We start from the raw sequence: 26,575 nt of genomic DNA, 5'->3' as shown, positions 1-26,575 counted from the left end.
TGGGCAATTTGAAGTACCCCTTGCCACGAGTCAAATCATTCAAAAAATGAGCAGTACATACGGTAAATTATTTAAAATTAGCACTTTTGGTGAATCGCACGGACAAGCAGTTGGGGTAGTGGTAGATGGATGTCCAGCTGGAATTCCTTTTGATGCTGAATTTATTCAAAGTGAGTTAGACCGCCGTAAGCCAGGGCAGTCACGTATTACAACACAACGTCGCGAGGCCGATGAGTTTCAGGTAGTTTCGGGTGTATTTGAAGGAAAAACCACAGGTACACCAATAGCTATGTTGGTTTGGAATGGCGACCAACGTTCGAAAGACTATTCACATATTGCTCAACAATTTAGACCTTCGCACGCCGATTTTACTTATCAAGCCAAATATGGCGTCCGTGATTATCGTGGTGGTGGTCGTAGTTCGGCTCGTGAAACGGTGGCTCGTGTTGCAGCAGGTGCTTTGGCAAAGTTGGTATTAAAAAATATTGGTATAGATATCAAAGCTTACGTTTCGCAAGTAGGTAAGTTAAAATTAGAAAAATCATATCAGGAGCTCAACTTGGCATTGGCAGAAGAAAATGCCGTTCGTTGTCCAGAACCAGCCTTAGCACAAGAAATGTTCGACTATATTGATGAAACTCGTAAAAAGGGAGATTCAATTGGTGGAATCGTAGACTGCGTGGTAACAGGTACACCTGTAGGCTTAGGCGAACCTGTTTTTGATAAACTTCATGCCGAGCTAGGTAAAGCCATGTTAAGTATCAATGCTGTAAAAGGCTTTGAATATGGCAGTGGTTTTGCGGGTGTAGAAATGTACGGCTCTGAGCACAACGACGAGTTTTTTATCGAAGACGAACAAGTAAAAACCAAATCCAATCATTCTGGAGGTATCCAAGGTGGTATTTCAAATGGGGCAGATATTTACTTCAGAACAGCTTTCAAGCCAGTAGCAACCATCATGCAGGACCAAGCGAGCGTGGATCAAGAAGGTAATATTGTTACGGTATCTGGTAAAGGCCGCCACGATCCATGTGTAGTACCACGTGCTGTACCTATCGTAGAAGCAATGGCAGCTTTGGTTTTAGTAGATTTTTACCTTCGTAACCGTGCCACACAAGGATTGGCGTATGAACAAGAAGAAAAATTAGAGTTTTAATGCAAAAGAATAATTCCCTTTTTTCAGATGAGTACTTTATGCAATTGGCACTTTACCAAGCAGAGATGGCCATGGAAAAAGGGGAAATTCCAGTGGGAGCAGTGGTCGTTTGTCAAAATACCATTATTGCCAAAGCACATAATCAGACCGAACTATTGCAGGATGTGACCGCTCATGCCGAAATGTTGGCGCTAACGGCAGCAGCTAATACACTAGGAGCAAAATACCTTCGAGATTGTACCTTGTATGTGACACTCGAACCTTGTATTATGTGCGGCGGGGCTTTGTATTGGTCTCAAATAGGGAAAATCGTCATTGGTACCATGGACGATAAAAGGGGGTGTTCGAAAGTGAGTCCAAAAATTTATCACCCCAAAACACAAATTATCACTGGCGTATTGGAAGAGACTTGTGAAGCTATGCTGAAAAGCTTTTTCAAAAAACTACGTTAGCTTATTAGTCGTACCATTGGCTCATTCAGTTCTTAGATTTTCCTTAATAAACAAACTTTACAGGAACTTATAGCCTCTGAAGGCAGTTTTTTAGACAAAGACTCATAGTCAAAAACAAAGACGACTTGGTTATAGGTTGTTTTTATCAATCTACATGATTCATTGGACAGTCTATTTCTAAAGTACTTGACAGATATATTTTAAACTCAATTAACTTAATTAACTTAAAAAATGGCATTCGTATTAGACCCACTTCCATACGCTAACGACGCGTTGGAGCCGCATTTTGATGCATTGACAATGGAAATCCACCATGACCGTCACCACAATGCTTACGTAACAAACTTGAACGCTGCTGTAGCAGGTACAGAATTAGAAGGTAAGTCTTTGGAAGAACTTTTGGCTTCTATCAGCACGCTTTCACCAGCGGTTCGTAACAACGGCGGTGGTCACTTCAACCACAACTTGTTCTGGAATATTCTTTCTCCAAACGGTGGTGGTGCTCCAGTAGGTGCATTGGCTGAAGCTATCAATGCTAAATTTGGTTCTTTCGATGAGTTCAAAGCTGAATTCAAAAAAGCGGCTATCAGTCGTTTTGGTTCAGGCTGGGCTTGGTTAGTAGCTCAAAAAGATGGTTCTATCGCTATCTCTTCTACGCCAAACCAGGACAACCCATTGATGGACGTAGCTGATGTTAAAGGTTTTCCTGTAATCGGCTTAGACGTTTGGGAACACGCTTACTACTTGAAGTTCCAAAACAAACGCCCAGATTATATCGACGCATTCTGGAATGTAATTGACTGGAATATCGCTGAAGCTAGATACCAATCAGCTAAAGCCTAGATAATCAAAAACTTAGGCAATACTTTGATTTTTTTTGTAAAAAAAAGCCTCAAAGTATTGCCTAATAGTGATAAAATACCTAATTTTGCATCACTAAAAAACACGGAGAGTGTAGCTCAGTTGGTTAGAGCATCGGTTTGTGGTACCGAGGGTCGTGGGTTCGAGCCCCATCATTCTCCCCAAAAGGTTATCTGAAAAGATAACCTTTTTTATTTTACCCCAATCAGTACCATTTTTCTATTCCTGCTGGTGCTGTCCATTGGAATTTAGGCTCATAATGCTCCCAAACTATTTTTGAAACGTTTCTTAATAATTGATACCCTTCATTATTTCTCGTCCATGATTCGTCCTTTTGATTTTTAGTAGTAACACAAACTACATAGTCACCAGAAGGAGCATTTACTAAAAATACCTCAGATCTTGACTGATTTACAGCACCTTGTTTAGAGACCACCTGAATCGTTGGAGGAATTTGACTTAGTGCTTCGCCATCCCAATAAATCCTCACCATATTGCGGTAAATACGCTCGCTAGCAGCAGGATTAATTACTTCTCCTTTTCTAATTTTCACTAATAATTCAGCCATTTCTCTAGGCGTAGTTTGTCCCCAGCCATAAATTTTACGATAGAACTCACGACCAGCAGTACGCGAATTAACCCTAGTATTTTCAAAACCATTAGCAGCTAGCCATTCGTTGATAGCTGTGCCAGTAGCCATAGCCTGACACCAAAGACTGGCGGTGTTGTCAGAAGTAGTAATCATCAGCATAGCAACTTTGCTCAAAGCGATTTTTTCACCGTCCTTGAACGATCCTAAAATATCTTCTCCCGCATACAAAAGGGAGTCTCTGTAAGTCAGAATTGCATGATAGTCGAGTTCGCCCTTTTCGATTTTATTAAACAAACCAATGGTTATAGGCACCTTAATCATACTTGCTGTTGGAAAAATGGTATCTGCTTGAATAGCTACTCCCGTATTCTTTTTCAAATGTTTCACATAAATACCTGCTACACCCTGAAAGTCTTTTACGAGCATTTGAAGCTTTTTCTCCAGCGTTTTATCCGTTTTGAAAGAATTTGTGGGAGCTTGAGCAAAGAGTTGAGAAGAAAATAAAATGAACAGAATCTTGAGGTAAAATGTTTTTCTCATAGTTTTTGATGAAATTGTTAAAAGTTTACAAAAGGCAAACACCTTTCAACCAATTTACTATTTATCGAGCAATTACAATCTCTCTTGTACCTATAAAATGCAACAATTCATTTTTATTTTCTTAGCTTTTCTTTGTGGGGCGGTATTTCCAACACAAGCAGCATTTAATGGCAAAATGGCCTCAATTGTAGGTCATCCGATTTTAGCGGCTATTCTATCATTCATTACGGGGCTCATTGCCTTGATAGTTTATGCCATTGTTACCCAGATTCCCATGCAACAATTTACGGCGTTTCGTACAGCACCTTGGTATGTTTGGTTAGCGGGTATCTTAGGCGCTTTTTATGTAAGCACTATTGTGGTATTGATGCCTCGATTAGGAGTAGCATTAACTTTTGGTTTGGTGATAGCTGGGCAAATGACTATTTCGATACTGATGGACCATTTTGGTTTATTTAATCTTCCTGTACGTGAAATATCGGCAGGGCGCCTCTTAGGGGCACTTTTATTATTGGCAGGTGTTGTACTTATTCGTAAATTCTGATGACAAAGATGAAATTTTGTCCACAATGTGGAAAAGAACTCGTGTATAAAATCAAAGATGGCAGAGACAGACATTTTTGTCCCGACGAAAGTGAATGTGGATATGTCCACTGGAACAACCCTATTCCTGTGGTGGCCGCCATTGTCGAGCATGAAGGAGATATTATTTTGGCACGCAATGCCGCTTGGCCAGCTACTTGGTATGCACTTATTACGGGATTTTTAGAGTCTGGTGAAACGCCAGCTGGGGGCATTATTCGAGAAGTCAAAGAAGAACTAAATCTTGATGGCGAAATCGTAGAACTGGTAGGTTTGTACGAGTTTCATCGAATGAACCAATTGATTATTACTTACCATGTCAAAGCTACGGGAACAATCGAACTTTCTGAAGAACTAGTAGATTACAAACGTCTAAAGCCTGAAGAAATTAAGCCTTGGCCAGCAGGCACTGGACGAGCTGTACAAGATTGGCAAGCTAAAAGAGGTATTTTCAATGAAATGTTTGATTTTACAAAAAGCTAATTAACCACGGGTGAAATGATTCACCCGCTAGGTAGAATTGATGGTCTGTGACGAAACGTAACTTTAACACTAATCTCTTCAATGCAATAAAGTAAAAACCGCTTCTCGTACATTTATTTGCCTCTCATAACTATGAAAAACATCTCTCTTCGCTTTCTTTGGATTGCGTTTATGTTGCTGTGTCAACATAGCTTTAGCCAAAAGTTTTTTGATCCTTCGGTCAAAAAAGTATTATTTCTTGGAAATAGTATTACCTATTCGGGCGAATATATCCAGCTATTCGAAACGATTTATCGTTTACAAAATCCAGAAAGTAAGGTAGAGTTTTATAATTGTGGACTTCCGAGCGAGACAGTTTCTGGGCTTTCGGAAGAAGGGCACGCCAATGGCAGATTCCCTCGTCCAGTATTATTTGAGCGTCTTGATAGGGTTTTGAAAATGATTCATCCAGATATTGTTATTGCTACTTATGGTATCAACGATGGTATTTATCAGCCTTTTTCAGAAGAACGTTTTTTGAAGTTTCAGGAAGGTATCCAAAAGCTTCATCAACAAGTAGAAGCTATGGGAGCGAAAATTATCCATATAACTCCTTCGGTTTATGAAGAAAAGAAAAAAGAGGCAGCTTTCAGTTACGCCGAAGTCATGGATCGCTATGCTCAATGGCTTATTGCACAAAAAAAATGGGAGATAATCGATACCCATTTCCCAATGAAAAAGGCTTTGGAAGAAGCTAAAAAGAAAAACCCAGATGCTACATTCGCTTCTGATGGTGTGCATCCCAACTCGCAGGGACACTGGATAATCTGTAGAAATATGTTGACCTATTTTGGTTTGAAAAAAGCCAAAAATGCAGAAGTTTGGACAGAATTATACCCCAATCGCTCGGTAAGTAATTTGTTGTTACTTTTTCAGAAAATCCAAGCACGACATAATATCCTCAAAAATGCTTGGCTTCGCGCTACCCAACACACACGTCCAGAAATGCCAGAGGGTTTACCCATGGATGAAGCACTCACAAAAGCAAAAGCATTACAAGCAGAAATAGATAGCCTTTTAAGATAAGAACCTTTTCACCGACAAGCTTTTCCTATTCACCGATAAAGCTCAGTTAACTACCTATTTTTTTTGTAGATTTGATTGGTTTACGCTCAAGATTTCATGTTCAACAACTTCATATACAAGCGAGTGATAGGAGGGATGGCGCTATTGGCAGCCCTTTTGGTCAATTTACCTATTATCATTCTCAACTTAGAACATTTACACAATTGGCAAATTGCCTTAATTGATGTAACAGTACAGGTATTTTGCTGCTTTGTGCTTGGGATAAGTGTGGTCGGGGTTTTGATGGAGAAAACGCCCTATGCTTGGATAAATCGCAATAAAGCTCTTGTAATTTTTGGCTTATTGATCGGTTATTGCTTTATGCTGGCAGGGCTCAACAGCCTATTTCTTCCAGTGCGAATGGGCATGATTTCATCGATTATCATGCGTGGAGCGGTAGTGATAGTCATGATGTACCTATGGAGCAAAAATCTTATTGAGGCAGAAAGAAAAAATGCCCTATTACTCGAAAACCAACAATTGAAACATGACAACGTACTTTTTCAATTAAATGCCCTCAAAAATCAACTGAATCCTCATTTCTTATTCAATTCGCTCAATACGCTTAGCTGGTTAATAAACCAAGATACAGCCAAGAGTCAGGAATATTTACAAAAACTTTCTCAGGTATTACGCTATTCGTTGAGTATGCAAGAACAGCAATTGGTGAGTTTAAGAGATGAATTGGTCTTGGTAGAAAACTATGTTTTTTTGTTACAAATGCGTTTTGGCACTAATTTACAAATCAACCTTAGTCCAATAGAGCCTGCTCCGTATCAGATTTTACCACTGTCGATTCAGTTATTGATAGAAAATGCCATCAAACACAATGTGGTATCGTCGAGTAAGCCTTTGCAAATTGACATTTCATTTGAGGAAGAAAATATCATTGTTTCGAATAAAATTTCACCCAAACTTCACGCTGAAGGCACAGGCATAGGATTGGCCAATCTAGACAATCGATACAAACTTATGACAGGAAAAAGTATTTCGATTCAAAAAGACACATTATTCACCGTTCGATTACCCTTGATTAAGCATTCATAAAAATGGACCATCCACTAAAAATAGTTATTGTAGAGGACGAACCCGCAGCAGCAGGTCAATTGCAATTTTTGTTGGGACAATTAGAGACTCCTGTAGAGATTATCCACATCATAGAGGGTGTTGAAGAAGGTTTAGCATGGTTTCAGCAGAATACAATGCCCGATTTAATTTTATCGGATATACAGTTATCAGATGGTGTTTCTTTTGAGATTTATGAAAAAATTACATTGGAAACACCTATTATCTTTACCACAGCCTTCGACGAATATGCTATTCGGGCTTTCAAGCTTAATAGCATTGACTATCTGTTGAAACCTATCGATCAAGAAGCGCTAACGACTGCCATTCAAAAGTTCAAAAACCAACAACTCTATCATTATTCTCAGTTGCAATCGCTTCTTGCGCAACAGGCTTTTATGGCTAAGAATTATCGACAAAGTTTTTTAGTGAAATTTAGAGATAAACTTATTCCCATTAAAACCGACCATTTTGCTTTTTTCTACATTGATCAAGGCATCGTATATGGTCAATTATTGGATGGGAAAAAGTACAGTTTAGAGTTCAAATTAGAAGACTTAGAGCAGCAACTCGACCCCGCATATTTTGTGAGAGCCAATAGGCAGTTTATACTCAGCAGGGAAAGTGTCGTTACCATCGAGAGTTATCCACATAGTCGTGTGAATATCCAAACTCAGCCCAAAGCACCATCAGACATCGTTATTAGTAAAGAAAAAGTAACATGGTTTAAGAAATGGTTGGCGAATCAAGTAACAATAAAGGCGTAAGGAGAACATTTCCCTACGCCTTTATTGTTGTCTCAGTAAGCATTCTCATGAGTTTTTTGTAGATTGGAAAAAGATTTACATATCAATACTTTGATATTTGCCTGAATAACCTAATTCCAAACCTAAAAGTAAATCAAGCCCTACAAGCATGTTACATCATTTTCCGTTTTATTTATCCTTAATTTTACTCATTATCATTCTGATTATTGTCGCCGACCGAATCAGAGTGGCGTATCCTATTTTGCTGGTATTGGGCGGACTTGGTTTAAGTTTTATTCCAAGTGTTCCTGACATTGAAATTGACCCTGAGTTAATCTTTATTATCTTTTTACCACCGCTATTATCCGAAGCCGCATGGTCTATTTCGTGGAAAGAACTCTGGAAATGGAGGCGGATTATTACCAGTTTTGCCTTTCTGATTGTATTTCTGACAGCCTTTGTTGTGGCGCTTGTGGCCAATAGCTATATTCCAGGTTTTTCTTTGGCATTAGGCTTCTTGCTGGGTGGAATCGTATCGCCTCCTGATGCCGTAAGCGCAGGTGCTATAATGAAGTTTGTGCATGTTCCGAGCCGCTATCAGTCGATTATTGAAGGCGAAAGTTTATTAAACGACGCCTCAAGTTTGATTGTATTTCGCTTTGCTTTAATTGCTGTTGGTACAGGTCAATTCATTTGGCAGGATGCCATTTTGAGTTTCGGTTGGATGGTATTTGGAGGGATCGGTATTGGTTTGGCGGTAGCTTATGGCTTCTTTAAAGCACATCGTTTATTGCCAACCGATGTCAATATGGATATTGTCTTGACACTTGTAGCTCCTTATATGATGTATATCGCAGCTGAAACGGTACATAGCTCAGGAGTTATGGCGGTAGTAAGTGGAGGGCTATTTTTGGCACAACGCAAACACCTTTTCTTAAATAGTAGCGGGCGTATCAAAGGGTTTTCGGTATGGGAAAGTCTTTGTTTTGTGCTCAATGGACTGGTATTTATGATTATTGGTCTAGCACTTCCCACCATTACGAAGGGACTAGGAAACGTAAGTGTAAATGAAGCCATTGGTTATGGCGTATTAATTACCGTAGTGTTGATGGTAAGTAGAATTTTATCGGCGTATGGGGCCGTAGTTACCACCTTGATAGCTAGAAATTTTATTACAGTAGCCGAAAAACGAAACCCAGGTTATAAAGCACCGTTGGTCATTGGCTGGGCAGGGATGCGTGGCGTTGTATCATTGGCTGCGGCACTTTCAATTCCTGAAACGCTCGAAAATGGCGTGCCTTTTCCACAGCGTAATTTAATTTTGTTTATCACTTTCATTGTGATTTTGCTAACGCTATTAATTCAAGGATTGACTTTGCCTATTTTGATAAAAAAAATAAATCTTTTGCGAGATAACGAGGTATTACCAGGCGAATCGCATTATCAGGAGATGTATCGCAAGCTGACCAACCAAAGTCTGGAATATTTACACTCCAATTACGAAGAACAAATTACAAGACAGCCCATTTTGAAAAAGATTGTAGAAAAATGGGAAGAAGAAGGCAAAGAATTTGACAATATTCGCCTCGACCAAGAATGTAAACTGGTGTATGTAGATATGATCAATCATCAACGAGAGTGGCTTCGTGAGTGGAACAAAGACCATGAAGTAGACGAAAATATCGTTCGTCGCCACTTATACCGTTTGGACTTAGAGGAAGAGAAATTGAAGTATAGATAAGCTTTTTAACACATTCCTCGTTACTATTACCCGATTAACTCATTACATCTGCTCACAGCAGGAAAGCTCATGTATAAATTGTTTGCTCATTTTTTAATTGCCTTGGTACGTGTGTATCAGGCTATTATTTCTCCATATTTCCCTAATGCTTGTCGCTACAACCCCACGTGTTCGCAGTACATGATTGAGGCAATTCAAGAATGGGGAATCTGGAAAGGAACACGCCTAGGGCTGAAACGCATTGCCTCTTGTCATCCTTGGGGAGGCAGTGGGCATGATCCTGTACCTCGTAAAAATGAGCCACGCTAACTTTAGGTAGTTATAAGTTAAGTTAGTAGGCAAAATAAAATTCAATTTTGGGGCTTTCGACTTTCAGTAATGGGCTTTCGGCAATAATATTCCCAATGAATTCAAACAAGCTTTTGGGCTTAATTTCGAAATCAAAAATCCGCAATCCACAATCCCTTCTGTGTTTCTTGCCTAACCCCTTTTTATGTTATGGAAAAAAAGATTCTCAATAAAATTCCTACCAATATCATTACAGGTTTTTTAGGAGTTGGAAAAACAACTACTATTCTACATATTCTCAAACATAAACCTGCCGATGAGCGATGGCTCGTAATTGTCAACGAATTTGGGGATGTCTCTATCGACCATATCCCTATGGAAGGACAAAGCCAAGGCCAAGAAATGGCGGTTCGTTATGTTGCTGGTGGGTGTATTTGTTGTACTGCTAATTTGCCTTTACAGACTACGCTTACGCAAAGTATCCGTCAGGTAAAACCGCATCGAATTTTGATAGAACCCACAGGAATAGCGCATCCCGAAGCAATCATAGACTTATTACAAGGAGAGTTTTTATCAAAAGTAATTGACTTACGAGCGACTATCTGTTTGGTCAATCCTATTCAGTTAATGAATGATAAATACTTCGACGATGAGGTATATCAAGATCAAATTACCTTAGCAGATGTTTTGGTAGCCAATAAAGCAGATTTAGCGGGTGATGAATTACTCCAAAAGTTTGCTAAATGGGCACAAGCGCTTTTCCCTCCCAAGGTCATGATTGCAGCGGTGGAAAAGGGAGAAATTGACCTTGATTGGCTTGACATAGAACCTTATCCACATCGTAAAGCGGTGTATATGAATGCTCATTCAAATCAGCTAGAAAATGTACAAATTATTGAAAATCAAGAAGAAAGTCTTCAGCCCTTACCGAATAAGCCCATCAAACGTGAAGGACGAGCTTTGGGTACTTTTGGCTGTGGTTGGGTCTTTCATCCAGACGAAATTTTCTCAAAAAATCAATTATTAGCTTGGATTGACTCATTAAAAGGCTTCGAAAGAATAAAAGGTGTATTTAGAATAGGAGAAAAAAATTGGATTTTTATCAATAAAACTACCGATGAGCCAGCGAATGAATGCTCGATAGCTTATCGTAAAGACAGTAGAATTGAGATAATTTCCTTAAAACCAGCCACTTGGTCATTGATCGAAAAACAGTTATTGGATTGTCGTAAAAGTGACCCAAATCAAGTCGATATTCCAAGTTTTAAAATGCCTTTCAATCTAAAATGATAAATATTCTAAATTTAGTGAGTTGGGATTGAGTGAATGAGTGATTATTTTAAAAATCTGTATTCTAGCAGTAGAGACGCAATACAATTTTTTACATAATCACTCACTCGCTCAATCACTAAATCGCTAAATTATGGATGAATCCTATTTATAGCTTCATTTTCAAATCTTCAAATCCCCAAATTTTCAAATTTGAATCCTATCGCCAGTACTTGGGGTACTTTCGTGTTTTGTGAGCATTGTTAAAAATCAATGCCACCAAGACTAAGACAAGAGCCCCAGACAAGAGTGGAGTAAATAAAAACCCCCATGAGGCATGGCTTAGAATAATTACCATCACATCAGCGCCTGCTGGCGGGTGTACTGTTTTAGTGAGCTGCATCAAAGCGAGTGAAATTCCTACGCCTAAAGACATCGAAAAAATGCTATCACCTACCCAATACAGACAACATAAGCCCACAATTCCAGCAATTAAATGCCCTCCAATAATATTTCTCGGTTGTGCCAAAGAACTATCAGGAACGCCAAATGCTAAGATGCAAGTAGCACCAAAAGGAGCAATTAGCATGGGAGTTTTAGTCCATTCGGCTATCAACCCAATGCTTGCGATACCAATGAGCCCACCCAAGGCCGAACTAAAGGCATGCGTCCATTTAGGACGAGCGGGACTACGCTCGTTTGTCTTAAACTTCGATAAATAATTTTTCATGGTTTTGTTTCAGATGCTTAGCCTAAAGGTTAAGTCTTAGAATATTAAGACAAATTTACACAAGAAGGTTTCATTTACAATCGGAAAAGTACAAGTGCTTAACCACCTAGTAATCAACTCAAAAGAGCCTTAATAGGAAAAGTACAAGTTCAAACTATTTTCCATAGTATTTCAATGGTAAAATCTTAAGATATGGTGCTTTATATTTTCGATAAAAAAATCTGGAAAAAATGCAAGAATAAGTATGAATGCAAAATAAAATTTAAGTTGTGAGCTTTAGGCAGCAGGCACAAGGCAAAGAGTGTTAAAATGTTTTTAATAACCAAAGACATGCTATTTTCTAAAGCCCACCGCCGAAAGCCGATACCTGAAAGCTTAATGCCATACAAATTACTTTAACATAACCATAAAATAGGTTTAATACTCTAGCAAAAAGTAGAACCTACTTTTGTGGTTCTTTTATTGATAACTAACGATTCTAGTATGCGAAAAGCCATGAGTTAGGGATATGAATTGTCAAAAAAGCTTGTATCTTTTGAACAACTCTGAGCGGTTTGATATTCAGCGATTTGTCCAAAAACAAAACATCCAATTTTATGAAAAAACTCATTTTATCAGCATTACTGGCCTTTGCCTCTCTTAACACGCCCTTGTTGGCACAAACATTTGAGATAGAAGGACATAGAGGTTCAAGAGGATTGATGCCAGAAAATACCATAGAAGCATTTAAGAAAGCAATCGATTTGGGTGTCAATACACTCGAACTGGATGTTTGTATCACCAAAGATAACAAAGTAGTGGTTTCGCATGAGCCTTATATGCTGGCTCAATATATGTCAAAACCCGACGGTACTCCTGTGAGCAAGCAAGAAGAAAAATCACTGAATTTGTACCAAATGACTTATAAAGAAATCAAGAAATATGATTCTGGGATTCGTGGTAATGCGGGCTTTCCTGAGCAACAAAAGGTATCAACCTATAAGCCGCTTTTGAGCGAAATGATTAAGGCCTGTGAAGCATATATCAAAAAGAATGGTTTACCGCCTGTCAAGTATAATGTAGAAATCAAATCAGGCGAAAAGGAATACGGCATTTACCAACCTGCTACTATTGAGGAGTTTTCTGATTTAGTTCATAAAGAGTTGAAAAAACTCCTTCCTGCCGACCGCATTATTCTTCAAAGTTTTGACTTTGCTGTTTTAAAACACTGGAAAAAACAAATTGATGCTGGCAAATATATGCCAGTGCAATTATCAGCTCTTACGGGTGAACTAGGTCCAGAAGCAACATTCGATGCTTTAGGTTTTTTGCCAGTTTATTACAGTCCTTATTTTAAATTAGTTACACCAGAAAGAGTAAAGGCCTGCCATGACAAAAATGTAAAATTAATGCCGTGGACAGTCAATGAAATTTCGGATATGAAAAAGATGAAAGAACTCGGTACCGACGGACTCATTACAGATTATCCTAACCGAGTGAAAAGTATTCAATAACCCCAATTTCTCATAAAGATCAATGAAAAAAGTCCTTCTTTTTAGCATTTTATGTTGTTTAGGCAATGTTATTTTTGCCCAAAACTATACGCTCAAAAATGCTCATTCGCATAATGATTACGAACACCAACAACCTTTCTATCAGGCATTTGGTTTAGGGTTTGGCTCGATTGAGGCTGACGTCTATTTACAAAAAGACGAAATTTTTGTTTCGCATGAAGTAAAGGATATTCATCCTTCTCGTACGTTCCGTAAGCTTTATTTAGAACCCATTCTAAGAGAAGCGTCTATCAACCCAAATGGTATTAGGCCATTTCAGCTATTAATCGATTTAAAAACAGAGGGTGTGTCTACGTTGACTGCTTTGCAAAAACAGTTGCAGCCTTATCGTCAGTATTTTGATAGAAAAAATAACCCCAATGCGATTCAAATCGTGGTAAGTGGCGAGCGTCCTGCTCCTAGTACATGGGCACAATTTGATGAGATTTTTTACTTTGATGGCAGGGATAAAGAAGCCTATCCTACCGATTTGCAATGGCGAGTTCCGATGATTAGTGCCTCGTTTAGAGAGTTTTCAAAATGGAATGGCTTAGGACGCTTGCCTGCCAATGAATATAAGCGCTTAGAAGCATTTGTGAGCAAATGGCATGCTGCACAGAAAACAGTACGTTTCTGGGGAGCGCCCGACAATCGCACAGCCTATATCAGTTTCATCAAATTAGGAATGGATTGGATTGGCACTGACCATTTAGAACAATTGAGTGAGTATCTTCAAAAACTTCCTAATAATCTTTCTCTGGTAAAACCAACTCATGAGGCTTACTATCCTACCTTCAAGTCTGATGGTATTCAGAAAAAATCAAAAAATGTGATTTTGTTGATTGGCGATGGAATGGGTATTGCACAGATTTATGCGGGTTTCACTGGAAATAAAGGCGATTTGAATGTATTCAGAATGAAACAAATAGGTTTGTCAAAAACTAGTTCTGCTGATAATTACAATACTGATTCTGCTGCTGGTGCAACAGCTATGGCCACAGGACAAAAGACCAACAACCGCTATTTGTCGGTGGATGCTAAAGGCGATAGTATTGCAACATTGCCAGAGGTGCTTAATCGCTATAAGATTCCATCGGGCGTAGTCGTTGCGGAAGAAATTACGGGAGCAACTCCAGCAGGATTTTATGCGCATCAGCCAGAGCGTAGTTGGAGCAGTGAAATCATCAAAGATTTGTTGAAAAGCCCTATCAAATTGGCTATTGGAGGTGGAAGTACTTTGATTAGCGAAGCGCAGAAAAAGGCAAATCCTAGTACCTTGTTCTTAAATGATTTATCTCAATTGAATCCAGCAAATCCTAGCAAAGCCATTGTATTGGTTCAGGATTCATTGGTAAAGCCTAAACAAAAAGGTCGTGGAGAGTATTTGTCACAGGCTTTTGATAAAGCTATTGCACAACTTTCGACTTCGAAAGACGGCTTTTTCTTAATGGTAGAGGGCTCTCAAATCGACCACGGTGGTCATGCAAACCAATTGCCGTTTGTAGTAGACGAAATGATTGATTTCGATAAAGTAATTGGTAAAGCCATGGCTTTTGCTGATAAAAATGGCGAAACAACAATTATCGTTACTGCCGACCACGAGACAGGAGGCTTGACACTTCATGATGGCAATTTTACGACAGGAAAGCTCGAAGGAAGTTTTGCTACACCAGACCATACAGGTATTCCGGTAATGGTATTTTCGTATGGACCAAATTCTACCTTATTCCAAGGTTTTTACGAAAACAATACCATTTTCAATAAAATCTTACAGTGCTTTGGTAAAGGAAAGTAACCTTCTTGACCAGAAATAACCAAGCAATTTTTATCAACGCCGTAGGCGCGACAGAAAACCCATAAATTCTGTTGTTCCTACGGCGTTTATTATTACTAGCAAAAGGGATTTAGAAACTTTAAAAATAAATATTACTTTTGCACCAGCATTAAAAAGCTGATTTACAAATTATTCACTTCTATAACTCCTACGGTCATGTAATGCTTTTATAAAACACATTCAATGCTTTCTCTGCTTTATTGAGCAGGGACTATTGGTATTATGTTTTATGTAAAGTTTTTATATCATGACTATCTCACGAAAGTACAACCGTACTTATCATTATCCCTTTTCTCCTGGTACTAGTTCTGATGACCGAATTAATAAGAACTACTGGGATGATTTATCACAAATTACTCAAGTTATCCATACCGAAAAACTCGATGGTGAGAACAACTGTATTTCTCGTCATGGCGTATTTGCACGATCTCATGCTACTCCAACTCAATCGCCTTGGACAGCTCAATTGCGTCTCCGATGGTCATCCTTAAAACATGATTTAGGAGATTTAGAGATTTTTGGAGAAAATCTTTACGCTATCCATTCAATCGAGTATAAGCGTTTGGAAGATACATTTTTTGTGTTTGCTATCCGTGAAAACAACCATTGGTTTTCTTGGGAAGAGGTATGTTTCTATGCAGGAGTTTTGGACTTACCTACAGTTCCTGTACTGGCAAGGGTATCACTCAGTAATTACACACAACTGCTTTATGAGCAAGAGATATTGACCTTGACTGCCCAACCAAGCCAGTTTGGCTCTGTAGATGCCCAAACGCAGCTTTTATGCACCTGTGAGGGTATTGTCACTCGAAATATAGAGGCTTTTGAAGTAGATGACTTTCAACATCATGTGTTCAAATATGTGCGTAAAGGTCACGTAAAAACGGATGAACACTGGACTAAAAATTGGAAAAAAGCAAATGTTAACTATAGATAACCAAACATGGGAATATTTGAGTGCTCGATACGATTGGGTACGCCAAATGGACAATGTGCCACAAGATGCAATTCATCATGCAGAGGGCAATGTGGCAGTACATACTCAAATGGTATTAGAGGCATTGACCTCATTGCCAGAATACAAAGAATTGACACAAACTGAACAAAGTATTTTATGGTATGCTGCATTGATGCATGATATCGAAAAACGTTCGACTACTGTCGTAGATGAGCATGGGAGAATATCGTCGCCTGGGCATGCTAAGAAAGGCGAACGAACGGTGAGACAAATTCTTTATCAAAACTTTGTGATGCCATTTGAGTACCGAGAACAAATAGCCAAACTGGTACGCTATCACGGTTTACCTTTATGGATTTTTGAAAAAACTTCACCAGAGCAAACGCTCATCAAAGTTAGTTTGGAAGTAGATACTAAACTGCTGGCGATGTTGGCAAAGGCAGATGTATTGGGTCGTATTTGTGAGGATCAAAAACAATTTTTGGAAAAAGTAGCGCTATTTGAACTCCTTTGCCAAGAACTAGAATGTTGGGGAACTAAGCGAGTATTTCCCTCAAATTATAGCAGGTTTGAGTTTTTTCGTCAAGAATCTCTCTATCCTGATACCTTATTGTTTGATGAATCAAAAGTAAAAGTGATTCTTATGTCAGGCATAGCGGGCACAGGTAAAGATTACTGGATTCAAAAAAACTGTGGTGACTTACCCGTAATAAGCTTGGATGATTTGCGAAGAAAGCTGAAAATTTCTCCAACAGATACCAAGGGAAATGGAAAGGTAACTCAATTAGCAAAAGAACAAGCGAAGGAATATCTTAGAAACCAGCAGAGTTTTGTTTGGAACGCTACAAATATTACCATGCAAATGCGCGAACAGCTGATATCATTGTTTGTTATCTATAATGCTTTTGTAGAAATAGTGTATCTGGAAGTACCTTACAAAACCTTATTACAACAGAATTTGAAACGTGAGGCAGTCGTTCCAGAAAAAGTTATACAACGTATGATTGAAAAGTGGGAAGTGCCTAACCTTTGGGAAGCACACGAAGTAAAATATGTTTGTAAATAGATCATTAGTATTGTTTAACCTTTAGCAAAAGTTTACCGCTGTTAATGAAATGTTAAAGGATACGAACTTGTAGGTGATAAACGTTAATTTTGAACTATGAATTCAAAGACCTTACGCATATTTGTTGCGCTGTCAATCTTGCTAATGGCTGGCGTTATTGTAATCCAATATTTTTGGTTTAAGCAGGCTTATAATATCCAAGACCGAGATTTTGACCAGCGTGTGACTTCCGCTCTAAGAGTGGTAAGTCGTCGTATCCTTGATTTTAACCACAACCCCAATAATAAACTTTTGCAACCCGTCGAGCGTGTAACCTCCAACTATTACACTGTTCAGACTAATGATACCATCAATGCAAAAGTATTGGAAGAGTTCTTGAAGCAGGAATTTGCCAGAAGTGATATTCGTCTCAATTTTGAATACGGGATTTATGATTGTTTAAGCGACAGAATCAATTACAAATCTTTTGTTTGTCACTCTGAAAACTGCGATAGAAGCGATTCCACGGCGCATTATCGCTTTCCTGACCTTAATATCCATAATTACTATTTTGGGGTGTATTTTCCTGATAAAAAATTCTTTCTATTGGGCGATTTGGATAACTGGTTTATTTCATCGACCATTCTTTTGGTGGTAATGGCTTTCTTTGTGTATGCGCTCATGGTGATTTTTAAGCAAAAACGTCTTTCTGAAATTCAGAATGATTTTATCAACAATATGACCCATGAGTTCAAAACGCCTATTTCTACTATTTCTATTTCGTCCGAAGTGTTGATGAAACCTGAAATTATCAATACGCCAGAGCGATTACTCAGCTATGCGTCAATTATTAGAAAAGAAGCATCACGACTCAAAAAGAATGTAGATACGGTTCTTCAAACAGCCAATATCGATCAAAAAATAGATAAGTTGAATCTGGAAGAAATCGATGTTCATGAACTATTAGAAGATTTGAGTACCAACTGCGAGCCAATTTTTAAAGAAAGAAAAGGCGAATTATTGCTTGATTTACAAGCTTCATTACCAATAATTAAGGCCGACAAACTGCATATCAGCAATGTTATCCACAATTTGATTGATAATGGGCTAAAGTATTGTGAGATTATTCCAAAAGTGAAAATTAGTACTTATAACCAAGGGAATGATGTAGTAATTAGTATTCGCGATAACGGAATTGGTATTTCGGAGCGTGATCAAAAATATATCTTCAATAAATTTTTTAGAGTACACACAGGCGATGTCCACAATGTGAAAGGCTTTGGCTTAGGTTTGTATTATGTCAAAGAAATGGTAGAAGGACATAAAGGAAAAGTTGAACTCAAAAGTAAACTAGGCGAAGGCAGCGAGTTTCGCTTGTTTTTTCCGCAGGTAAAGAATATTTAGTGAATTGTGAATGAGTGATTTAGTGATTTGTGAGTAATTGTTGACTACTAATCAAAAATGGTGGTCGAAATTAGTTTTTCGACCACCATTCATTATAATTCAAAATCGTATTCTTATTGATGAAATTGGATTTAGAGGATAATCACTCAATCACAACCCACTCAATCACTAAATCACAAAGGATAGTCCTTCAAAAACTCTCGTGTGATAACGATTTTTTGGATTTCAGAAGTACCTTCTCCGATGGTACAAAGTTTGGCATCACGATAGAATTTTTCTACTGGAAAATCTTTGGTATAGCCATATCCTCCGAAGATTTGAACCGCATCAGTAGATACCTCTACCGCAATTTCAGAGGCATAATATTTAGCCATAGCGGCTTCTTTGGTCATACTTGTTCCTTCCATTTTGAGTTCGGCTGCATGGCGAGTCATCAGCTCGGCAGCATGAACTTTGGTAGCCATATCAGCCAATTTGAAACTGATTCCTTGAAACTGTACAATCGCCTGTCCAAATTGTTGACGTTCTTGTGCATATTTTGCGGCTGCAGCCAAAGCACCTTTGGCAATCCCTAGTGACAAAGCTGCAATGGAGATACGTCCCCCGTCCAAAATTTTCATGGCTTGTTTGAACCCATCTCCTTCTTCGCCCAAACGAGCAGATACAGGAATTCGACAGTCTTCTAAAATTACTTCGGCAGTTTCGGAGGCACGCATACCGAGTTTATTTTCTTTTTTCCCAAATTTTAAACCTGGGTTTCCTCTTTCTACAATAAAGGCTGTCGCATTATTTTTGGCCCCTAGCTCGCCAGTACGTGCCATAATTACCACAACATTTCCTGATTTTCCATGCGTAATCCAACACTTGGAGCCATTGAGCACATATTCATCACCGTCACGACGTGCCACGCAGGTCATTCGTGCAGAATCTGAACCTGTATTAGGTTCGGTTAAGCCCCAAGCACCAATCCATTCGCCAGAAGCCAATTTGGGAAGATAAGTTTGTTTTTGTTCTTCGCTCCCAAACTGTAGAATATGATTGGTACAAAGTGAGTTGTGCGCTGCCACCGAGAGACCAATTGAGCCACACACTTGGGCGATTTCTTCAATGATGCTCACATACTCTTGATAGCCCAAACCTGAGCCTCCGTATTGTTCAGGTACTAGAACTCCCAGAAAACCTTGTTGCCCTAATTGGTGCATTAGGTCGATAGGGAAGTGTTGTGCTTCGTCCCATTCCATCACGTGTGGAAGGATATGGCGCTCGGCAAATTCTTTGGCCGCAAGGCGGACTAAATCATTTTTTGAATTGTACATTTTATAGTTAAAGGTTTGTTGATGAAGTATAATTTTCAATTAAATAGTCTATAAAAAGTATTCAAAGACTATTAGGTTTATCGATTTTTTATCATCTTTATATTAACAAGATAACGAACTAAAGACGATATTTTGATGAAAAAGTCCTGAAATTTCTAAAAATATTTTAATTATGCAAAATTCTTCATCAGCAAACCTTGATATTTCTATTACCTCTTCTGGTGTTGCAACGCTCACTTTTTCACATCCACCAACCAATGCAATGCCAATTGTACTTTTGGAAGATTTAGCAAATACCATAGAAAAATTGGCAGAAGATTCTAAAGTGCAAATCATTATTTTGCAAAGTGGCGGAGAGAGAACTTTTTGTTCGGGAGCAGATTTTAATCAGTTACTCGCCATTGATAATTTGGAAGATGGTAAAATATTTTTTAGTGGTTTTGCCAAAGTGATTAATGCTTGCCGAAAATCTTCGAAAATTATCATCGGTCGCGTGCAAGGTAAAGCGGTTGGCGGAGGCGTTGGTTTGGCTGCTGCTACCGATTATTGCTTTGCTACTGAGACAGCAAGTGTCAAACTGAGCGAACTCCATATCGGAATTATTCCTGCTGTTATTGAGCCAGCCGTGAGCCGTAAAATTGGACTTTCCTCATTTTCCAAAATGTCCCTAAAACCTACCGAATTTTATTCGGCACAATGGGCTTTTGAGCAAGGATTGTTTTATGAAGTACACGAAACCATAGCCGAAATGGATGAGGCTATAGTACGAATGACCGAGCAGTTAGCTACTTATAATCCAGAAGGATTACAAGAACTAAAAAAAATCTTATGGCAGGATACAGCTCATTGGGATACCTTACTGTATGAAAGAGCAGAAATAAGTGGAAAATTGGTTTTAAGCGAGTTTACCAAACAGGCCTTACGCAAGATTTAGTTTACACTTTCTCAAAGTGTAAATATTAAGCAATCTGAACGAATTACTTCTTCGTATATATGGCAAATAAGTAGTTGATTAACAATTAGTAATAAAGGTATTATACTTCATAAAGCCTTTTATTACATCACCCCTTTAACCCATTATCAATATGAAGAAGTTTTTCGCTTTTGTAGTTTTGTTCACAGGTGCATCCTTTGGTCTAAAGGCACAAGTTTTACCACTTTCGCCCAATATTACAGCTTTGACAACACCTGTTGTTTCGCAGTCTGGTCTCAGTGCACCCGTTAATCTTTCAACAGTAAGTTACTCTCCATCACTTGGCGTAGCCAATAACCTTAGAAATTTAGTGAGTTTGAATAACAATGGAAACAACACCATCATTGTTCAATCTATCACTAATGGTATTACGACGCAAGGGGCTGTTATTGCCAACCAAGTAACTACTGCAACGGTACAAACAACTCCTAATTCGGCAACAACGGTAATCAATGCTCCAACAACAGCAACTACCACTTTGTTGAACAATACAGGAGTATCTGCAACACCAACGGTGATTATTCATTTACAAAAAAATAATTAGATATATCACTTTAGAGAGGCACACTCCCAAAAGTATTAATGATTGGAATTATTTCGAGCGAAGTACTGAAAAGCACTGGTTTTATATACCAGTGCTTTTTTAATGGTCAAAATGAGGTAGTATTCAATGTCATTTACTATTCTTGAAATAAATAATGGCAATTTCTCGCACAATTTTTGATGAGTAATTAATTTTACTAATACGCAATTAGCTAGTAGCAATTCAATTAATCAATTATTCATGGCAAAGAGTAAACCTTCGAGTACTGTAAAACCTCAGAGCGCCAAATCTGTGGAAACTCAGTCAACAAAATCCGCCTCAACCGTCAACTTTATCGCGCCGCCAATCGAAAATACACCTCGTAATTTCAAAATGCTTTTGGGTATCATCATAGGAGCCACTTTTGTCGCCTATCTACCAGGCTTTCAGAATGGATTTGTATGGGATGATATGTTTTATATTGTTAATGACGAAGATCTTCGCAAGGTTTCGTTTGATAATTTCTATAAGCTTATTAGTGATTTTTATTTAGGTAACTGGCATCCATTGACTATGCTTACCTATTATTTGGAGTATACTCTCGTGAAAGATACAGCTTGGGTATATCACCTCAACAATACCATTATCCACGTACTAAATAGCATTTTGGTATTTAAGGTTATAGAAAAACTGAGCAAAAACTTTTTAGTAGGGGCAGTTACGGCGGTTCTTTTTGCGATTCACCCATTACACGTGGAATCGGTAGTGTGGGCGGCAGAGCGAAAAGACGTCCTTTATACCTTATTCTTATTGCTTTCTTTTAGTCAGTATCTTAAATATAGTGATGCCCTTGAAGAATCAGGAAAAACTCAATGGAACAACAAGCATCTTTGGTTTGCGTTAATCTTGTTTGTTCTTTCATGTTTCTCGAAAGGTATGGCGGTAATTTTACCAGTTGTATTTTTGTTGACGGACTATTTCTTATTAAATCGTCGTAACCTGATTCAGATTGGTATCGAAAAAGCGCCTTTTTTTCTAATATCACTCATTTTTGGTTTGATTTCCATCAAAGCACAAAGTGAGGCTGGTGCCAATGCCACTAAGGTAATCAGTGCGTCCTATTCATTAGGAGAGCGTTTCTTTATGATAAATTATGGAATGCTCACCTACTGGCTCAAAATGCTTGTGCCTGCCAATATGTTAGCGTTTTATCCATATCCACAAAAGCCAACAGGCGTGATTCCTAGTTCGTATTATTCTTCGTTTGCAGGTATTATTGTCATTGCTCTTTTGGTGTATTTCTTGGGTCGTCGCAACAAACTGGTCTGGTGGGGAGGATTATATTTCTTGATCGTAATATTTCCTGTTTCGCAAGTATTGCCTGTAGGTAGTGCGTTGATGGCTGACCGTTATTTTTATGTGTCATCTATTGGGCCATTGGTGTTGATAGGTTTGTTTGCCAATTACCTCTATCAAAAAGCTTCCACCAACAAAGCGTTTCCGAGTATCGCCACCATTGTGTTATTGGCATTTACCTTTTTGTCTTTCCGCCAGTCTACCAAATGGAAAGATACGCTTACGCTATTTACACCTGTTTTTGAGAAATATCCTAATGACCCGATGGTTACAAGTAACTTGGGTTGGTATTGGTTTTTGAAAAAAGATAATGAAAAAGCAAAATTCTATTTTGAAGAAACGCATAAGACTAATTTCAAAACGGCGGATGTACATACTGCTTTGGGACAAATTTACTTTGATGAAAAGAAATATAAGCTTACGGTAGAAAACTTTGAAGCTGCCTTGAAATTAAAGCCAGAGGAAATGAAAAACCTTCATTGGATGCTTGGAGGAGCTTATTTCTATACAGGAGAATACGACAAGGCAATTGCCGAAAGCCAAATTGCTTTGGATAAATCTGACAACAAAAACCAGTTTGCCAACAATATCATGGGTTTGGCTTTGTGCAAAAAAGGTGACGAAGTAGAAGGACGAAAATATTATGAAAAAGCCTTGTCACTAGATCCAAAATTTGCCGACCCTTACGTCAATATCTCTACGATATACAACCATCAGGGCAACCATGAAAAGGAAATTGAAGTGCTACAAAAAGCTTTAAAAGTGGATAAAAAAGCCATGACTGCTTACAAAAATTTGGGTGTAGCCTATAAAACCCAAGGCAAATGGCAAGATGCTATCAAGATTTGGGAACAAGGCGCCCAAATGGATGCCAAAGATGGAAGTTTTTACTACAACATAGGCTTAGAATACGGTCAGCATGGCGATATTCCGAATGGGGTAAAAGCAATGCAAAGAGCTGTAGCGCGTGGCGATTCTAATGCTATTAGCTTCTTGACGGTACGAGGTATTCCATTAAAATAGGAAATAATACTTAATGTTAATACTCAAAATGAGTCATCCCGAATTTTAAGATTGGGGTTATTCTCCAAGTTTTCATCAAAAAGGGGTCGGAAAATATTTTCCGACCCCTTTTTGATACTACCATGCTAGATATGAACGACTTAAGACGCAATCATTGCGTCTCTACGGCTAGAATAAAAATTTTAACATAATCACTCATTCGCTCAATCACTCATTCACTAAACTAGGGATGACTCATGTTTAATTTAGTTGTTCGGTCTTGGAGTTCTTTTACCTTCTTTACGAATCAAAGAATCACGCTTTGGACGTCCTTGTCCGTCGCCACGAGGACCTCTTTGACGACCTGTTGAATCGGCTTTCCATTCTCTTTTTCCTTTTTTAGTAGGAACATCTTGAGCCAATGTAGTACCCAAAGTAAAGCTAAAAATAGCGGCAATCATCAATAATTTTTTCATGACTAAAAGTGTTCAAATTAGATTGTTAGACAACTAAAAATGAGAATTTTGGTTCTTGGATTATTCTTAAAAGATAAGGTTTAACCATGATGTACAAGATTATACGTCTCAAACCAATACCTAAAACAGAAAACCCTCGAATATGCTGATATTCGAGGATTTTGACTTTGTAGTCTTTATGAAGTCACGATTTATTTACCGAGTTTTTCTACTAAAATAGCTGCAATTCTTTCGGAGGTATGCCCATCCCACAGTGGAGGGATTGTTCCTTGCTTAGCTTTTCCTTCTAAAATTTCTACAAATTTTTCATGCACTGTAATAGGATTCAAGTCAGCCAACAACTGATTGGTACCAAGCTCTACTGTGACAGGACGCTCGGTGGTATCTCTAAAAGTTAAGCAAGGTACTTTCAAAAAGGTAGTTTCTTCCTGAATACCTCCTGAATCGGTGATAATCAAACTAGCATTTTGCATCAATTGCAAAAACTCTAAATAGCCTTGAGGTTCTGTCAAAACTAGGCCTTCAATCGCTTGAAGTCTATCCCAAAGTCCTAAGTTTTTGAGATTGTTCGCCGTACGTGGATGAATTGGGAATACTACTTTTTTGAATGGAACGGTATTTTCGATAATTGTCAAAATCGAAGAAAGACCTTCAGCCGTATCTACATTGGCAGGACGGTGCATGGTCATTACGACAAATTCATCTTTGCTCAAGCCTAATTCGTCAAGTACAGGCGTTTGCTGTGCTTTTTCCAGATAGTGCACCAAGGAATCAATCATGACATTTCCTACAAAAAATACTTTTTCGTCAGGAACACCCTCACTCTTAAGATTATCGATACCTGATTGTTCAGTAATAAATAAATAGTCGGATACGCTATCTGTCAAAATACGGTTAAGTTCTTCTGGCATTTTGCGGTCGCCACTACGAAGACCAGCCTCCACGTGCGCCACAGGAATATGTAATTTGATAGCGACCAAAGTGCAAGCCAAAGTAGCATTTACATCGCCTACCACTAATACTAAGTCTGGTTTTTCTTGAAGAATTACTTTTTCAAATTCCAACATTGTACGTGCTGTCACCTCTGTATGAGAGCCTCCTCCTACACCGAGGAAATAATGCGGTTTAGGCATTTGAAGCTGTTCAAAAAAAACATCACTCATCTTGGCATCAAAATGCTGTCCTGTATGAACAATCTTTGATTCGATAGCTGGGTGATTTTCAAAAGCACGATGTAATGGCGCTACTTTCATAAAGTTGGGACGAGCGCCAACGATGTTAAGAATTTTCAACATAGAGTATGTACAAAAAATGTTTGATGCTATTCATAATTATAGTTATCCACAATCAATTGTGGATAACTATGTGGGTAAATCCGATGCAAAGTTGGTTAAAATTGTCTTATTTACCGCATAGTAAACGATGATATAGTGCAATAAAAGCTTGATTGAGATGCTGCTCTGTGTAGTTATCCACAACGACTTGCCTAGCATTATATCCTAAAAGATATCTAACTTTAGGTTTTTCTATCAGATAATCAATCTGTTGTGCTAAAACTTCAATATGCCCAATTGGTACAATCAAGCCATTTTTATGATGCTCAATTAAGGCTTTACATCCATCACAATCACTGGCTACAATGGCTCTTCCAACCGCAGAAGCTTCCAAAAGTATGCGTGGAAAACCTTCATGATAGGATGGTAATACAATGATATGGGCTGTTTGTAAAAATGGTAGTATGGGGGATTGGGCTCCTTTCCACATAATGTAAAAGTTATCCACATTGGCTTCAAGCTCTTGTTGGGTCAATGCGCTGGGATTGGCATTGTCGATAGGACCAATAAGTTCAAAAGTAACTTTCCCTTCCCACTTACTCCGAAGAAGCTCTGCAGCTTTAATAAAATCCCATACACCTTTATCTTTCAACATTCTTGCAATAAGGCAAACCTTTAAAGGCGTTTGTATTGACTCTGACGTATATACAAAGTAATTAGTATCTATGCCTGTACCTTTTATAAAGTTGATTTGCAGGCTTTTTAAGTGGAGAAGTTGCTGGAAAAACTGAGCATTTTGTTCATTCTGAAAAAGAAAATGTTGATAACTTTTTCTAAACATGAAACCCATAAGAAAGAATATCCTTTTTAAAATACTTTCCTTGTTTTGAGATAACGCCGAACCTAAACCTGCAACAGCATTGAGAACAATACTATTACCCAATCCCAAACGAGCAATACTTCCAAGTAAGATGAGCTTAATACCAACGTGATGAATGAGGTCAGGATTGATTTGATGATACAATTTTCGAAGAAGCCATAATTCCTTCAAATTCTGCAAAGGAGACTTACTTCCACGATCTAATTGAAGATCATAAAAATCAATGCCAAGGGATTCTATGTAACTGCGTTGACCTGTATTTTTGGTAATGAGACTTACCCTAAACCCCTGTTCAATACATGCCAAAGCCATTGAAAGGCGATGTGACACAAAGAAGTAATCAGCATTAACGACAAAAAGTAGGTGTGAATTTGATTTTTTCATAGAAGAGTG

At 38.4% G+C, this 26,575-nt stretch carries 25 protein-coding genes and 1 tRNA gene; 20 read left to right on the top strand and 6 right to left on the bottom strand.

Annotated elements, in window-relative coordinates; translation table 11 throughout:
• Positions 1 to 46 precede the first annotated feature (46 nt).
• From aroC to QM524_RS13630, 4 genes are all read left to right on the top strand, one after another.
• Positions 47 to 1,156 (top strand): chorismate synthase, encoded by a 1,110-nt coding sequence (gene aroC / locus QM524_RS13645; RefSeq protein WP_283345028.1) that lies wholly within the window; start codon positions 47 to 49, stop codon positions 1,154 to 1,156.
• Positions 1,156 to 1,608, top strand: a complete 453-nt coding sequence (locus tag QM524_RS13640) for a nucleoside deaminase (RefSeq protein WP_095161095.1) — start codon at positions 1,156 to 1,158, stop codon at positions 1,606 to 1,608. Before aroC ends, QM524_RS13640 begins: the two co-directional genes overlap by 1 nt.
• Before the next feature lie 231 nt (positions 1,609 to 1,839).
• Positions 1,840 to 2,451, top strand: coding sequence for a superoxide dismutase (locus tag QM524_RS13635; protein ID WP_166552624.1), 612 nt, complete (start codon positions 1,840 to 1,842; stop codon positions 2,449 to 2,451).
• 105 nt (positions 2,452 to 2,556) lie between these two features.
• Positions 2,557 to 2,633: transfer RNA gene (locus QM524_RS13630), tRNA-His, on the top strand.
• Between the two features lie 41 nt (positions 2,634 to 2,674).
• On the opposite strand, the gene QM524_RS13625 is transcribed toward QM524_RS13630, so the two are convergent.
• Positions 2,675 to 3,601: a serine hydrolase gene (locus tag QM524_RS13625; RefSeq protein WP_283345027.1), complete on the bottom strand. Its 927-nt coding sequence runs from the start codon at positions 3,599 to 3,601 to the stop codon at positions 2,675 to 2,677.
• A 97-nt stretch (positions 3,602 to 3,698) separates the two neighbouring features.
• Here QM524_RS13625 and QM524_RS13620 point away from each other — a divergent pair, with 97 nt between their 5' ends.
• The 8 genes from QM524_RS13620 to QM524_RS13585 all read left to right on the top strand — a co-directional run bounded on the left by QM524_RS13620 (position 3,699) and on the right by QM524_RS13585 (position 10,900).
• Complete coding sequence (locus tag QM524_RS13620; protein WP_283345026.1) at positions 3,699 to 4,145, top strand: DMT family transporter; 447 nt, start codon at positions 3,699 to 3,701, stop codon at positions 4,143 to 4,145.
• An 8-nt stretch (positions 4,146 to 4,153) separates the two neighbouring features.
• Positions 4,154 to 4,666 (top strand): NUDIX hydrolase, encoded by a 513-nt coding sequence (locus QM524_RS13615; protein WP_283345025.1) that lies wholly within the window; start codon positions 4,154 to 4,156, stop codon positions 4,664 to 4,666.
• A 132-nt stretch (positions 4,667 to 4,798) separates the two neighbouring features.
• Complete coding sequence (locus QM524_RS13610; protein ID WP_283345024.1) at positions 4,799 to 5,731, top strand: SGNH/GDSL hydrolase family protein; 933 nt, start codon at positions 4,799 to 4,801, stop codon at positions 5,729 to 5,731.
• Between the two features lie 96 nt (positions 5,732 to 5,827).
• Complete coding sequence (locus QM524_RS13605) at positions 5,828 to 6,817, top strand: sensor histidine kinase (RefSeq protein ID WP_283345023.1); 990 nt, start codon at positions 5,828 to 5,830, stop codon at positions 6,815 to 6,817.
• Positions 6,818 to 6,819: 2 nt separating this feature from the next.
• Positions 6,820 to 7,602 carry a LytR/AlgR family response regulator transcription factor gene (locus QM524_RS13600; protein ID WP_283345022.1) on the top strand — a complete coding sequence of 261 codons (783 nt, stop codon included), beginning with the start codon at positions 6,820 to 6,822 and terminating at the stop codon, positions 7,600 to 7,602.
• A 148-nt stretch (positions 7,603 to 7,750) separates the two neighbouring features.
• Complete coding sequence (locus QM524_RS13595) at positions 7,751 to 9,322, top strand: Na+/H+ antiporter (protein ID WP_166576928.1); 1,572 nt, start codon at positions 7,751 to 7,753, stop codon at positions 9,320 to 9,322.
• A gap of 69 nt (positions 9,323 to 9,391) precedes the next feature.
• The gene (gene yidD / locus QM524_RS13590; protein WP_283345021.1) at positions 9,392 to 9,631 is read left to right on the top strand and encodes a membrane protein insertion efficiency factor YidD; all 240 of its coding nucleotides are present in this window, start codon (positions 9,392 to 9,394) and stop codon (positions 9,629 to 9,631) included.
• Positions 9,632 to 9,820: 189 nt separating this feature from the next.
• On the top strand, positions 9,821 to 10,900 hold the full coding sequence (locus QM524_RS13585) for a CobW family GTP-binding protein (RefSeq protein ID WP_283345020.1): 1,080 nt from the start codon (positions 9,821 to 9,823) through the stop codon (positions 10,898 to 10,900).
• Positions 10,901 to 11,099: 199 nt separating this feature from the next.
• On the opposite strand, the gene QM524_RS13580 is transcribed toward QM524_RS13585, so the two are convergent.
• Entirely contained in the window at positions 11,100 to 11,609 is a 510-nt protein-coding gene (locus tag QM524_RS13580; RefSeq protein ID WP_283345019.1) for an HPP family protein, read from the bottom strand.
• A gap of 596 nt (positions 11,610 to 12,205) precedes the next feature.
• Here QM524_RS13580 and QM524_RS13575 point away from each other — a divergent pair.
• The 5 genes from QM524_RS13575 (at position 12,206) to QM524_RS13555 (ending at position 18,382) form a co-directional block, all read left to right on the top strand.
• A complete protein-coding gene (locus tag QM524_RS13575) occupies positions 12,206 to 13,102 on the top strand; it encodes a glycerophosphodiester phosphodiesterase family protein (protein WP_283345018.1) in 897 nt (298 codons plus the stop codon).
• 22 nt (positions 13,103 to 13,124) lie between these two features.
• Positions 13,125 to 14,936, top strand: a complete 1,812-nt coding sequence (locus QM524_RS13570) for an alkaline phosphatase (protein WP_283345017.1) — start codon at positions 13,125 to 13,127, stop codon at positions 14,934 to 14,936.
• A 286-nt stretch (positions 14,937 to 15,222) separates the two neighbouring features.
• Entirely contained in the window at positions 15,223 to 15,912 is a 690-nt protein-coding gene (locus QM524_RS13565; protein WP_283345016.1) for an RNA ligase family protein, read from the top strand.
• A complete protein-coding gene (locus tag QM524_RS13560) occupies positions 15,896 to 16,999 on the top strand; it encodes an AAA family ATPase (RefSeq protein ID WP_283345015.1) in 1,104 nt (367 codons plus the stop codon). The genes QM524_RS13565 and QM524_RS13560 overlap by 17 nt, the downstream gene beginning before the upstream one ends.
• 96 nt (positions 17,000 to 17,095) lie before the next feature.
• A complete protein-coding gene (locus QM524_RS13555; protein WP_283345014.1) occupies positions 17,096 to 18,382 on the top strand; it encodes a sensor histidine kinase in 1,287 nt (428 codons plus the stop codon).
• A gap of 173 nt (positions 18,383 to 18,555) precedes the next feature.
• Here the strand turns inward: QM524_RS13555 and QM524_RS13550 are convergent, their stop codons facing one another.
• Entirely contained in the window at positions 18,556 to 19,698 is a 1,143-nt protein-coding gene (locus QM524_RS13550) for an acyl-CoA dehydrogenase family protein (RefSeq protein WP_095161079.1), read from the bottom strand.
• Between the two features lie 172 nt (positions 19,699 to 19,870).
• Here QM524_RS13550 and QM524_RS13545 point away from each other — a divergent pair, with 172 nt between their 5' ends.
• The 3 genes from QM524_RS13545 to QM524_RS13535 all read left to right on the top strand — a co-directional run bounded on the left by QM524_RS13545 (position 19,871) and on the right by QM524_RS13535 (position 23,573).
• Positions 19,871 to 20,632 carry an enoyl-CoA hydratase/isomerase family protein gene (locus QM524_RS13545; RefSeq protein WP_283345013.1) on the top strand — a complete coding sequence of 254 codons (762 nt, stop codon included), beginning with the start codon at positions 19,871 to 19,873 and terminating at the stop codon, positions 20,630 to 20,632.
• A gap of 151 nt (positions 20,633 to 20,783) precedes the next feature.
• Positions 20,784 to 21,215: a hypothetical protein gene (locus QM524_RS13540; protein ID WP_283345012.1), complete on the top strand. Its 432-nt coding sequence runs from the start codon at positions 20,784 to 20,786 to the stop codon at positions 21,213 to 21,215.
• A gap of 240 nt (positions 21,216 to 21,455) precedes the next feature.
• Positions 21,456 to 23,573 carry a tetratricopeptide repeat protein gene (locus QM524_RS13535; RefSeq protein ID WP_283345011.1) on the top strand — a complete coding sequence of 706 codons (2,118 nt, stop codon included), beginning with the start codon at positions 21,456 to 21,458 and terminating at the stop codon, positions 23,571 to 23,573.
• A 245-nt stretch (positions 23,574 to 23,818) separates the two neighbouring features.
• Here the strand turns inward: QM524_RS13535 and QM524_RS13530 are convergent, their stop codons facing one another.
• The 3 genes from QM524_RS13530 to QM524_RS13520 form a co-directional block, all read right to left on the bottom strand.
• Positions 23,819 to 24,028: a hypothetical protein gene (locus QM524_RS13530; protein WP_095161076.1), complete on the bottom strand. Its 210-nt coding sequence runs from the start codon at positions 24,026 to 24,028 to the stop codon at positions 23,819 to 23,821.
• 191 nt (positions 24,029 to 24,219) lie between these two features.
• Complete coding sequence (wecB, locus tag QM524_RS13525; protein ID WP_310586452.1) at positions 24,220 to 25,323, bottom strand: non-hydrolyzing UDP-N-acetylglucosamine 2-epimerase; 1,104 nt, start codon at positions 25,321 to 25,323, stop codon at positions 24,220 to 24,222.
• A 106-nt stretch (positions 25,324 to 25,429) separates the two neighbouring features.
• A complete protein-coding gene (locus QM524_RS13520) occupies positions 25,430 to 26,566 on the bottom strand; it encodes a glycosyltransferase family 4 protein (RefSeq protein ID WP_283345010.1) in 1,137 nt (378 codons plus the stop codon).
• Between the last annotated feature and the right edge of the window lie 9 nt (positions 26,567 to 26,575).

This window comes from Flectobacillus roseus (assembly GCF_030056595.1).
Lineage (GTDB): Bacteria > Bacteroidota > Bacteroidia > Cytophagales > Spirosomataceae > Flectobacillus > Flectobacillus roseus.
Note: the sequence above shows the minus strand (reverse complement) of the source record. Positions and strands in the feature narration are given on the sequence as shown.